The organism is Phycisphaerae bacterium, from assembly GCA_035384605.1.
Classification (GTDB): domain Bacteria; phylum Planctomycetota; class Phycisphaerae; order UBA1845; family PWPN01; genus JAUCQB01.
The window spans coordinates 1-11,294 of the sequence record DAOOIV010000144.1 but is presented as its reverse complement, the minus strand read 5'-3'; the positions used below and the strand labels follow the sequence as shown (position 1 = coordinate 11,294).

Sequence of the window (11,294 nt, the reverse complement as noted above, 5' to 3'; positions counted from 1 at the left end):
AGACTACATATTCAAACCGGCGAAATCTCTGCACTTTCAGAACGACGCTGGCATCGAGTGTTCGACAAAGGTGACGCAATCGCTTTTCCTGTGATCGAACATGGCCGAGGATGAACCAAAGCAATATGGTTGCCCGACAGAACGTATGGCCACCCGCGCAAGTCGCTCCGACGGCTCAGTAACTGTGTTGCGGAGCCATCCCATGTACGTAAGCAATTCACTGTCCGCCATCTCGTGGATTGGTTTGTCCTCCGGAAGATCAGTCCCGGTGCCTGCGACCGTGCTGGCAATAACAGTCAGCGACGGAAAGAAAGCAAGGGCCCATCTAGAATTCCTCATAGAGTCCTCCCGCTCCTGGATACCGGACAAGGATACATGCCAAACCGTCCTTCGTTGCCTGTGTGAACCGCCAAGACGATGAGCCGTTTCATGTGCGCAGACCTCCTTTGGTCGTGTTCACCGGAGCCGATGAACCGGCCGACTGCCTGAGACGACAACAACAACAACAACAACAAGAAGAAGAAGAAGAAGGGTAGACCGCATTATGCGTTACCCTACTTCATCTCTGAGATCCTGCAATTTGATACAACTGCAAGAAGCATACACGAGAGATCATCGGTTGGCAAGGGTTGAGCACCATTTTTTTGAGATTTGCTGGATTTCATACTTCTTTTTGGTGCAGCATCAGCCAGAAGGAGAGGGGGTGACAGGAAGAGTTCTTAATGGATGACCCGCGCGTCATCAATGAATCATCGCCGATTCCCTGGGCGGTCGATTGCGCATGCCTTGATCTCTGCCGGGTTTGCCGAGAAGCGAGTGGTCGGGTCGATTCCGCCTGCACCCTGGCGAGGTTCGAGCTTGCCGGGGGGTGTTCGCTGGAAGCGTTGCCCGCCGTGATCGTCGCTCCCCCGCCTCAAAAACGAGGTCGGGCACCCGCGCTGATTGCTCCTGGGCCAAGAAGGGGTGATTGGTCTGTTTCATCACGTTGTTTCCGCGGGCGCCTGCGGGAAGGCAGGCAGATTCCCGGTTCGGGCGGCGGTTCTTGCCTGACAGCCGTCGGTCCGGAGAAGCGCGCTGCGCATGACTGACTGCTGCACGGCCTTCAACGAGTCATCGTCCATCGGATGGCCGACGGGGGAGACTCGGCTGCGCGGCCGGTTCGCCCGTGACATGGCAGTATTCGGCAGTCGGATCAGATGCTAATCGCGTTGCCGCTGGAAGGGCAGGTCGGTACTACCCGACCCGGACAACTTCCGTGATTTCAGGCACTTGCTGCTTGATGGCCCGCTCCACACCCATCTTGAGTGTCATCGCAGCCGAGGGGCATCCTGAGCAGGCGCCCTGAAGCCGGACGTGGACGGCGTTGTTGGCGTCGATGTCGACCAGCTCGATATCGCCACCGTCCCCTTGGATATACGGTCGGATTTTCTCGATGACGGCCGCCACGCGGGCACGGATTGAGTTTGCTGCATCGCCGGTTGTGTCTGGCATGGTGTTGGGCCTCTTGTGAGTAACCACGGTCGCAGTATTACGACTGCCCTAAGTATAGTTCCCCAAAGGCTTCAGGACAAGCGAACTGTGTGAGGGCTTGTCCGGGGCTTGCGGTACGCAGGGACGGCGTTGACGGTCTGGGAATCGACGGCTAACATCTCGGCTCTATTGCCTGAGGCGGCCCGGTGCTGCATCGGGGGTAAGATCCGACTACACCTGATCGGAGCCAGGGAAGGGGTGTGCCTGCACCCGGCGGGGGTGGTGGTTTGGGCGGATCGGGTCGTGAGCGTGGGAGCAGTGGGTTGAGCTACGATTGCGTTGTATGTGTCAAGCAGGTCCCGGATACTGCCAACATCACCGGCGAGGCCATGAAGGCCGATGGAACGGTGAATCGTGCGGCCTTGCCTGCCATCTTCAATCCGGAGGATCTGCATGCTCTCGAAGCGGCTCTGGGGGTCCGCGAGACGCACGGGGGTACGGTGACTGCGGTTACGATGGGGCCGCCGACCGCTTGTGAGGTGCTGCGGGACTGCCTGTACCGAGGGGCGGACCGCGCCATTCTGGTGACGGATCGTCGTGCCGCGGCCAGCGACACACTCGCGACCAGCTACATCCTGTCACGAGCCGTCAAAACCCTCGGCAAGTTCGACATTGTCTTCTGTGGTCGTCAGGCCATTGATGGCGATACCGCCCAAGTCGGTCCACAGATGGCTGAAAAATTGGGCATTCCGCAGGTTACGTACCTGGAACAGATCGTGGAGTTGGCAGGGCGGACGATCCGGGCACGCCGCAATGTCGGCAACGGCTGGGAGATTGTGGAATGCCGGCTGCCGGTGTTGATGACGGTGCTTGATACGGCCAACCAGCCGCGGCCGGCGGCGGCCAAACGGATCATGCTGTACAAACGAGCCCGAGCGGAGGCCGAGATTGCCGCGGACGTCGCCCAGCAGATGCCGCAGGCGTCGGCCGATGAGCAGGCGAGGGAGGTCTCCCGCAGAGCGGCTGATCTCAAGAGCCGCAAGCTGCTGATCGAGCAGTGGGATCTGGAGGACATTGGAGCGGATCTGGCCTGGTGCGGCATGTCGGGTTCGCCGACAAAGGTCCACCGAATCCAGTCGATTGTGTTGAAGAAAGAAGGATACGCCGAGGTTCCCGCGACGGAGGAGGGTATCCGAAAAATGATTCACGAGCTGATTGTGGATCATACACTGGGGTGACGTAAGCGATCAGCGGTCGGCCGTCGGCGTCCCGTTCCGGTGGTTGCAGTTTCCGGGGGAAAACCGGGGTTTGACGGCTTGGACTGAGAGTCGAGCAGATATGATTGAACCGAATCGGAAAGGTGAAGTCTGGGTCTTCGCGGAGCAGGAAGACGGCAATCTCAGCGAGGTATCGCTGGAGCTCTGCGGCAAGGCCCGCGAGATGGCAGACCGCCTGAAGGTCAAGATGGGAGCGGTGTTGCCGGGGTATCGAGTGCGCGACTTGTCAAACCGGTTGATCGCCCATGGCGCTGACAACGTGTATTGCGTTGACGATCCGCAACTGGAGTACTACCGCACGCTACCGTATGCCCGCGTCATCTGTGAGTTGATCAACAAGCATAAGCCGCAGATCGTGCTGTATGGGGCCACGGCGCTGGGACGCGACCTGGCGCCCCGGGTGGCCTCGGAAATGAAGGCCGGTCTGACCGCGGACTGTACCGACTTGGACATCGGCGACTACACCGATCCCAAGAGCAAGGAGACGTTCCAGGACCTTCTCTTGCAGATTCGGCCGGCCTTTGGTGGGAACATCATCGCCACGATCGTGAATCCCCGGCGATGGCCGCAGATGGCGACCGTTCGCGAAGGCGTCATGCGCCTGGCCGATGGCAACCCGAAACGAACGGGGGACCTCATTCTCGAGAAGGTCAGCCTTGATGGCGTTACCGGGGTGGTCAAAATCGTCGAACGACACCGCGAGAAGCAGAAGGTTAACCTCAAGGGTGCGCGCGTGATCGTGGCCGGCGGCGGGGGAGTCGGCAGCAAGGAGAATTTCCAGTTGATCTACGATTTGGCCGGTGTCCTGGGCGCCGCAGTGGGAGCCTCCCGCGCTGCCGTCGACAGCGGCCTGATCGGCAAAGAACACCAGATCGGCCAGACCGGCACCACGGTGCGCCCGGCCCTGTACGTGGCCTGCGGGATCAGCGGGGCCATCCAACACCGCGCGGGCATGGAAGAGTCCGCCAAGATCATCGCGATCAACAAGGACGCCAACGCCCCGATCTTCTCCGTCGCACACTATGGCATCGTGGGCGATCTGAACAAAGTGATTCCGATGATGATCAAGGCGATCAAGGAACGAGCCCGGTAAACATGGCGAATTTCTTTCTCGACAATGAAGACCTTCAGTTTTTGTTCAACCATCTCGACCTGGCGGAGATCGCTGCCGTCCAGGAGGATAACTTCACCCGCGACCGCGGGAACGGCTACGAATATGCGCCGGTGGACGCGGCCGACGCCATCGACAACTACCGTCGCGTGCTGACCCTGGTCGGCGAAATCGCCGGCGATCATATCGCGCCGCGGGCGGAAAAGATCGACCATGAGGGAAACCGGCTGAATCCCGATGGCACCGTGACGCTGAATGAGAACGTGCGCGAGAACCTCAACGTCCTGGCCAAGGCCGATCTGATGGGTTTCACGCTCCCGCGGCGATACGGCGGGCTGAATTGCCCCTGTTTGATCTATACCATGGCGATCGAGATCGTCAGCCGGGCCGACGCCTCGCTGATGAACATTTTCGGCCTTCAAGGCATCGCCGAGACGATTTATGCCTTTGCCGGCGAGGACATTCGCTCTGAATACCTGCCGCGGTTTGCCAAAGGCGAAGTGACCGGAGCGATGGTATTGACCGAGCCCGATGCCGGCAGCGACCTGCAATCGGTGAGTCTGCGCGCGTACCAGGATGAGGACGGCCAGTGGCGGCTGGACGGCGTGAAGCGGTTCATCACCAACGGCTGCGGCGAGGTTCTGCTGACGCTGGCCCGCAGCGAGCCGGAGATCTCCGACGGCCGCGGATTGAGCCTGTTTCTTGCCGAGCGCGGACCGCAAATTCGCGTTCGTCACCTGGAAGAGAAGCTGGGCATTCACGGCTCGCCGACCTGCGAGCTGGTTTTTCAGAACGTACCTGCCCGGCTGATCGGCGAGCGACAACGGGGGTTGATCACCTACGTCATGAGCCTCATGAACGGTGCGCGGGTCGGCATCGCGGGGCAATCGCTGGGCATCGCCGAGGCCGCGTATCGAGTGGCCCGCGAATACGCTCACAGCCGCAAGCAGTTCGGCGTGCCGATCGAGCAACTGCCGGCGGTGGCGGAGATGGTCACGGATATGAAGGTGCACATCGAAGCCGCCCGGGCGCTGGTCTACGAGACCTGCCGCGTGTGCGACTTCGAGAACAACAACATCCGGATCCTGGACTACTTCACGCCCACTGATCCCGAGGAGCTCAAGCGGCGAAAGGCGGATGCCCGGACCTACAAGCGGCTCAACGGCATGCTCACTCCCATGAGCAAGTATTACGCGTCGGAGATGTGCATCAAGGTGGCCAATGACGCGCTGCAGGTGCTCGGCGGCTCAGGCTACATGAAGGACTATCCTGTGGAGCGGTATCTCCGCGATGCCCGCATCACCACGATTTACGAGGGCACAAGCCAGCTTCAGATCGTGGCGGCCGTCCGCGGCGTGTGCTCAGGAGTATTCGAGAAGCAGGCCGCCGAATACGAAACCCGTCAATACTCCGACTCCCTGCTCAACGAGCTGAAAGCCCGGCTGCTGGAAGCCCGGGAATTGGTACTGAAGGGCGTGGCCTTCGTCAAAACGCAATCCAACGAGTATATGGATCTGTCCGGTCGCAGGCTGGTGGACAGTGCCGTCGCAGTATTGTGCGGTCACCTGCTGCTGCGCCAGGCGGAAAACAATGAGCGGAAACGGCGCGTTGCCAGGCGTTTCATCATGACAAGCCTGCCTTCCATCCGCCGCGACATTGAGCTGGTCTGCAGCGGCGATCGATCCGCCCTGGACGAATATCAGACTCTCGCCGGTCCGGTACCCGTCCCAAAGTGAGCGATGGCCGAAGGGCTTGGCGGAAACTCAACGCCCCGGGCACTGTGAGCGTCGACACCGGCTACTCGGTGATGGTCACCGTCGAGCCGGGCACCAACATTGAGTAGACCACTTCGATGTCCTTGCTGGACAGCCGGACGCAACCCATGGATGCCTGAGTGCCAATGCTGCTGTCATCGATGGTCCCGTGGATGCCGTAGCCGCTCTGGCCCATGGCGCGGCCTTCAATGCCCTCAAGCGCGATCCAGTATTCGCCGAGCGGGTTTTGGGGATCATCGGCCGCGATCCGCTGGCCGGTTCGCGGATTGGTCCAGGTGGGATTCGTCAGACGTTCGGTGACCACCCACTTGCCGGAGGGCGTGCTGTTATCGGCCCCCAATGCCACCTTGTAGGTGCGTACGTAGACGTTTTGTAGATAGAGGTGCATCTCGAAACTGCTCTTAACCACGGTGGCGTGGAAGGGGCCTTTGATCACCTTGAGTCGGCGGCCGGCGCGGATGAAGTTCTTGTTCATGCCGCCGTTGATGCTGCTGATCAGTTCCTCGGTAATCTTGTACTGCCGTCCGATCTTCTGCATCATGTCGCCCTGCTGAACGACGTAGTCCTCGGCAAGTGTTTCGCCCGGGAGGAGATCGAGCGAGAAGATGGTCTTCTCAGCGATCTGATTGAGGATTTCGCGAATCTGCGCCTGCCGCTCGACCGGGATGTCGCCGTGCAGTGTCCGGTTCAGGGCATCGCGGGCCTTCAACAGGTCGCCGGCTTGCCAAGCCTGCATGCCCTCCTGATAGACGGCCTCAATCTGATCGGCCGGCGGTACTGCGATAGGCTCCTTCTCAAAAGGCTGAACCGTTGCCCAGAAGGGACGACTGGCGGTCGGTTGCGAGGCGGGTTGCGATCCGGCGATCCCGCCAAACTGCTCCTCCAGAGGCGGAGTCAGCACCCCACCGCCTGGAGGTTGTGTTCGGACGTCGGACGGAGCCGTCGCCGTGGACTCCGGGCCTGGGGCTCCCGGTTTCTTGTAGTACTTGACATACGCGTAGTAGCCGCCGCCGGCGATCAGCAGCAGAATGATGAACCGGGACATGAAACGAGACTTGCGACGGCGCCTTCGTCCGTAAGCCACTTCTGATACTCCTGACCGCTAGTGCGGATCGGCAGCAGTTCACACGACCCATGACCGGCACAACCTACTTCCGAAAAACCCGGACGGCCGCGTCGGTCACCAACATATCGACCGTTGCATCGTGCTCGCTCATCGGCACGTGTTCCACCACCTGGTCTTCAAGAGCCAAGCCGCAAGAGGTACCTTTCCAGCCCTCGTGCTTCAGGAACCGGTCGTAAAAACCTCTCCCCCGTCCGATCCTGTTTCCTTTGAGGTCGAAACCGAGGCCCGGCACGACCACCAGATCGATCTGCTCGACGGGAAAGGGCGTGCCCTCGACCGGTTCGCGCAGACCCATCGCCCCCCCAATGATATTGTCGGTCAAAGAGACAATCTCAATCGGTAACATCCGTCGTTGATCCCAGTTCACCTTTGGAGCCAGAACCCGTTTGCCATCCCGCCAAGCATGTAGCACCAGAGGTGTCGTATCCACCTCGCGAGGCAGTGACAGGAAAACCATGATGACATCAGACTGCTCGTAGACCGAGGTGGCGATGAGCTTATTGCACGCCAAATGAGAGCGGTGACTCAACTCTTCAGACGAAATACCGTCCAGGACCTGCCGCAGCCGTTGCCTGAGTTCTTTCTTTGAGGCGTCGTGATCGGGCGTAGTTGCCGGCTTCATCTTGAATCGTCAGTTCCGATCTCGCGGGGTCGGTTTTCTTTGGAACCACCAAGCGGCCCGCCTGGACGTTTTTCCGTCTGGTTAGCCAGCGAAGCCAAGTAAGCGCGTATCACGGCTTCGTGCCCCCGGTCGGTCGGGGTGTAATAGGTTTTATCGACGCCGAGATAATCTTGCTCCACAAAACCGCCCTGGTAGTCGTGGGCGTACTTATAGCCCGTTCCGTGTCCCATTCTGGCCGCTCCCCGATAATGTGAATCGCGGAGGTGCTTTGGGACAGGAATGGTCCGGGCCTCCCGAACATCCTTGGTGGCCGTCCAGATGGCTGCGGCTGAGGCGTTCGATTTTGGGGCACAGGCGATATAGATCACGGCTTGGCTGAGCACCAGTTGACATTCGGGCATGCCGACCAAAAGGGTGACTTGGGCTGCGGCATTGGCTACCACGAGGGCATGGGGGTCGGCGTTGCCCACGTCTTCCGCGGCACAAATGGCTACTCGACGAGCGATGAATCGGGGATCTTCGCCCGCTTCCAGCATGCGGGCCAACCAGTAGACGGCTGCATCGGGATCGCTGCCCCTCATGCTCTTGATGAGCGCACTGGCAGCGTCATAATGCTCATCTCCGCTTCCATCGTAAGTGATCGCCTTCCGCTGGATCGACTCCTCAGCTACTTTGAGGTCAACGACGATTGGGTTCGACGCTTCAGATGTTGTTGAATCAATTTGTGACAGAACAGCGACCTCCATCGCGAGTAGCGCTCTGCGTGCGTCTCCGTCACAGGTCGTCGCCCAGTGCTCAATGGCCTCCTGTTGGATCTCGACCTTGTATCGGCCAAGGCCCCGCTCCGGATCGGCCACCGCACGACGCAGCAGAATGCGGATATGCTCTTTGGTCAGGGGCTCGAACTGAAAGATCTGGCTGCGAGATACCAAGGGCGAGTTGACGGTGAAGAATGGGTTTTCCGTTGTTGCTCCGATCAGGATGATGAGACCGTTCTCGACGTCGTTAAGCAAGATATCCTGCTGAGCACGGTTGAACCGGTGGATCTCATCCAGAAACAGGACAGTACGCTTGCCAGTGCTGGCAAGCCGTTCTTTGGCCTCTTCCAGGATCCCCCGGACCTCCTTCACGCCAACCGCCGCGGCGTTCACTTCGATGAACGCAGCTTGGGTTTTTCCGGCGATGATATGGGCCAGCGTGGTTTTCCCGGTACCCGGTGGGCCGTAGAAAATGGCGCTGCTAAGGCGGTCCGCCGCCAGGAGGCGTCGCAGGAGCTTCCCCGGGCCGAGAAAGTGTTCCTGACCGACGAACTCTTCCAGTGTGCGGGGGCGCATTGAAACGGCCAACGGCTGGACCCGGTTGAAAGCGTCCTTTCTCTGTTGAGAAAACAAGTCCATGGCTCAACAGCGGCCTCGTTAGAACGTCGTGCGGATCGGACGATGCAACGCGGCAAGCAGAGACAGGCCCGATCTGTGCGGGAGCGACCAAGCAGGTCTCCAATTGCCCGGACGACGGCTTGGCCGTCTGCCTCCTGCGTCCGATAAGGAACAATGGTATGTAGCCGCGCAGATGGGAGCAAGTCGCCTTGCAGGACAAGCGCCGCAGCGTGCCTTGCCGGTCCAACAAACCCCTGCGGCTTGCTCCCGGCTGCTTGTGAGTGCTTCAATGACCCGGGCCTGACGCGCTTGTTTCTGATTTCGGGGTGCTTACGATACACTTCGATTGTTTTGTCCTCGCTGGCCGCTTTTACGGAGCCGTCATTGATCCGCAACGCAATGATGAAAGACGTGCCGGAAATCCATCGGCTGGTCACCTATCACGCTGAGCTGAATCGGATGCTGTTTCGTTCGTATGCGGATCTTTACGAGCATCTGCGCGACTTTCTCGTCTGGGTAGAATGCGGGAGCGAGGGCGAGCAAGTCCGGGGTTGTGTGGCGGTGGAGCTCGTGTGGCGCGATTTGGCCGAGGTGAAGAGTCTGGCTGTCGAGGAATCGTACCGTGGTCGGGGAATAGGTCGTCACCTGGTAGGTGCCGCCATCGAGGAAGGCCGACGGCTGGCGCTGAAGCGGCTTTTTGCCCTAACCCGCGAGAAGGTCTTCTTCGAGAAGTTGGGGTTTGCTGTTGTTCCCAAGGAGACTTTGCCGCACAAGGTATGGACGGACTGCATTCGCTGTCCCCTCCAGGAGCATTGTGACGAGGTTGCGATGGTGTATGAATTGTCGTGAGTCGCGATCGATGATCCGGCAGAAGAGTGCCGGCTTGCCGCTACGGGACGGGCGAGTGCTCAATCTGGGAAACCAAACGCATGTCAAAGCACAAATCCTCATTCGTTTTGCCCTGGAAACCAATCCTGTACGGATTGCTGGCCTTGGTCGGTGGTGTGGTCTTGCTGCTCTTGAGTCGGTACATCAAACACAAGCCGCTGACGAGTCAGCCGGCGGCTGTGACGGCCAGCGCACCGGCGCCGGCCACTCAACCGGGACCGGCCAGCCCCGACCGTCCGTTACGGCGATCCCGGCCGGAGGCGGCGGCCAGCGGCTTGAGCAGCCTGATCCTATTGTTCAGTATGGCGTGCTTCATGGTCTTTCTGATCTGCGTGGGTTGGGTGGTCGTTGAGATTCGCAACGCACGACCGGCCTGGCAGCGACAGACCAAGTACCCGAAGATGCGAGAGTAACGGGCAGTCCCGCTGGACATCCCCGTTCCCGTCCGATTCGTGTCCTTTCGGTAAGCGTGCGCAGCGTGGTTTGGGGTCGCAGCCGGTCAGGCAGGAGAGGTAGCCCCGAGGCCTTCGCGGCGGTTCCAAGGCATCCAGTTCTCAGGTCGAGCGGCCGGGGTTGCAGCGTGACGTTGCAGTTCGGTCAGGAAATCGAAGGGATCGAAGTCGTTGAGCCGGCAGAGGTGGATGAAACTCATGAAGACGCCGCCGGATTGGGCGCGGTTTCCGGATGAGGTCCCTGTTCGCAAGCCAGTACCTCCGCCCGCATCCCGAGTCCGCTGCGCCCCTTTACCCATCGCCTCTGACCAACGTTGAATCTGCTTGCCTTATCCGGAATAGACGCCGCCTGACCTCCCATGCGTCCGGAGCCAGGTTCGTTCCGCCCATTCTGTTCCCGGGTGGTGGGCGCGGCGTATAATGCTTGGCCGCCTGAAAAGCAGATTGGAGAGGGCGTGCCTCCAGGGTCGCGGTTGCGGGCGCGGTCCAAGCGAAAGAACGATTTGCGTCTGGGATGTCGGGCGATGAACACACGTCGGTTTCTGATGACCGGTCTGCTAGTGCTGTCGACGGCCGTCTCGACACGGGCCGACGCTGTGATCATGTACAACGGCCAGCGGCTCGAAGGGCAGATCGTCAACGAGACCGAAGATGAGGTTTGGTTGCGGCAGAGCCGGCCGGACGGCATCGCCTTTGTTCGCCAGATCCATCGGTTCAACATTGCCCGCGTCGAGCGAGGCGGCCCGAGCCAATCGCAACCGTCATCTGCTCCGGCCGAGATTGAGGCTCCGCCGATTCAGCCTGACGTGGAGAAGCTCGAGCAGCTCGATCTGGTCATCTCCAAGTATCAGGACAGGAACTTCGAATGGGCAGGTTTCCTGGTCACGCAGCTCATCGCCAAGTCGTCGCCGGGAGAATTGACCTACATGTCCGCCGAGGTACAGAAGCGGTTGAAGATGTCGCTGGCCGAACTGGCCGCCGATAGTCACTTCAAGTCCGCCGAGCCCGCTAAGCCGGGCGAGCGCATGCGTCTGCCTTATGTGACCCACTACGAAAGGCCTGCTTTGCTCAAGCTGCTGACCCGCGCTCATGAGGAGGCCCTTGGCCGGTCTATCGGTGGTGGCAAGAATGAGTTCAGATCCGGCGCTCCGCAAGCCCTTCCACCCGGGCAGCTAAAGACTCAAGCTGAGGACCCTC

Annotated in this window: 10 protein-coding genes; 6 read left to right on the top strand and 4 right to left on the bottom strand. The window is 60.2% G+C overall.

The window, feature by feature from the left end; translation table 11 throughout:
* Nucleotides 1–1,233: 1,233 nt before the first annotated feature.
* Nucleotides 1,234–1,458, bottom strand: coding sequence for a NifU family protein (locus PLL20_19950; GenBank protein ID HPD32274.1), 225 nt, complete (start codon nucleotides 1,456–1,458; stop codon nucleotides 1,234–1,236).
* A 335-nt stretch (nucleotides 1,459–1,793) separates the two neighbouring features.
* On the opposite strand from PLL20_19950, the gene PLL20_19945 reads away from it, so the two are divergent.
* The 3 genes from PLL20_19945 to PLL20_19935 all read left to right on the top strand — a co-directional run bounded on the left by PLL20_19945 (nucleotide 1,794) and on the right by PLL20_19935 (nucleotide 5,594).
* Nucleotides 1,794–2,708, top strand: coding sequence for an electron transfer flavoprotein subunit beta/FixA family protein (locus PLL20_19945; protein ID HPD32273.1), 915 nt, complete (start codon nucleotides 1,794–1,796; stop codon nucleotides 2,706–2,708).
* Between the two features lie 100 nt (nucleotides 2,709–2,808).
* Nucleotides 2,809–3,840 carry an electron transfer flavoprotein subunit alpha/FixB family protein gene (locus tag PLL20_19940; GenBank protein HPD32272.1) on the top strand — a complete coding sequence of 344 codons (1,032 nt, stop codon included), beginning with the start codon at nucleotides 2,809–2,811 and terminating at the stop codon, nucleotides 3,838–3,840.
* 2 nt (nucleotides 3,841–3,842) lie between these two features.
* The gene (locus tag PLL20_19935) at nucleotides 3,843–5,594 is read left to right on the top strand and encodes an acyl-CoA dehydrogenase family protein (protein ID HPD32271.1); all 1,752 of its coding nucleotides are present in this window, start codon (nucleotides 3,843–3,845) and stop codon (nucleotides 5,592–5,594) included.
* A gap of 61 nt (nucleotides 5,595–5,655) precedes the next feature.
* On the opposite strand, the gene PLL20_19930 is transcribed toward PLL20_19935, so the two are convergent.
* From PLL20_19930 to PLL20_19920, 3 genes are all read right to left on the bottom strand, one after another.
* The gene (locus tag PLL20_19930; GenBank protein HPD32270.1) at nucleotides 5,656–6,717 is read right to left on the bottom strand and encodes a L,D-transpeptidase family protein; all 1,062 of its coding nucleotides are present in this window, start codon (nucleotides 6,715–6,717) and stop codon (nucleotides 5,656–5,658) included.
* Nucleotides 6,718–6,781: 64 nt separating this feature from the next.
* A complete protein-coding gene (locus PLL20_19925) occupies nucleotides 6,782–7,381 on the bottom strand; it encodes a 5-formyltetrahydrofolate cyclo-ligase (protein ID HPD32269.1) in 600 nt (199 codons plus the stop codon).
* Nucleotides 7,378–8,778, bottom strand: a complete 1,401-nt coding sequence (locus PLL20_19920) for a replication-associated recombination protein A (protein ID HPD32268.1) — start codon at nucleotides 8,776–8,778, stop codon at nucleotides 7,378–7,380. Before PLL20_19920 ends, PLL20_19925 begins: the two co-directional genes overlap by 4 nt.
* 363 nt (nucleotides 8,779–9,141) lie before the next feature.
* On the opposite strand from PLL20_19920, the gene PLL20_19915 reads away from it, so the two are divergent.
* From PLL20_19915 to PLL20_19905, 3 genes are all read left to right on the top strand, one after another.
* Complete coding sequence (locus tag PLL20_19915) at nucleotides 9,142–9,606, top strand: N-acetyltransferase (protein HPD32267.1); 465 nt, start codon at nucleotides 9,142–9,144, stop codon at nucleotides 9,604–9,606.
* A gap of 80 nt (nucleotides 9,607–9,686) precedes the next feature.
* On the top strand, nucleotides 9,687–10,058 hold the full coding sequence (locus tag PLL20_19910; GenBank protein ID HPD32266.1) for a hypothetical protein: 372 nt from the start codon (nucleotides 9,687–9,689) through the stop codon (nucleotides 10,056–10,058).
* Between the two features lie 563 nt (nucleotides 10,059–10,621).
* Nucleotides 10,622–11,294: hypothetical protein (locus tag PLL20_19905; protein HPD32265.1), on the top strand; the 673-nt coding region annotated here is incomplete at its 3' end.

Excerpts from the sequence above, each read along its gene's own strand:
- PLL20_19940 (HPD32272.1), top strand. The coding sequence starts at position 2,809 with ATGATTGAACCGAATCGGAAAGGTGAAGTCTGGGTCTTCGCGGAGCAG.
- PLL20_19910 (HPD32266.1), top strand. The coding sequence starts at position 9,687 with ATGTCAAAGCACAAATCCTCATTCGTTTTGCCCTGGAAACCAATCCTG.
- PLL20_19925 (HPD32269.1), bottom strand. The coding sequence starts at position 7,381 with ATGAAGCCGGCAACTACGCCCGATCACGACGCCTCAAAGAAAGAACTC.
- PLL20_19935 (HPD32271.1), top strand. The coding sequence starts at position 3,843 with ATGGCGAATTTCTTTCTCGACAATGAAGACCTTCAGTTTTTGTTCAAC.
- PLL20_19920 (HPD32268.1), bottom strand. The coding sequence starts at position 8,778 with ATGGACTTGTTTTCTCAACAGAGAAAGGACGCTTTCAACCGGGTCCAG.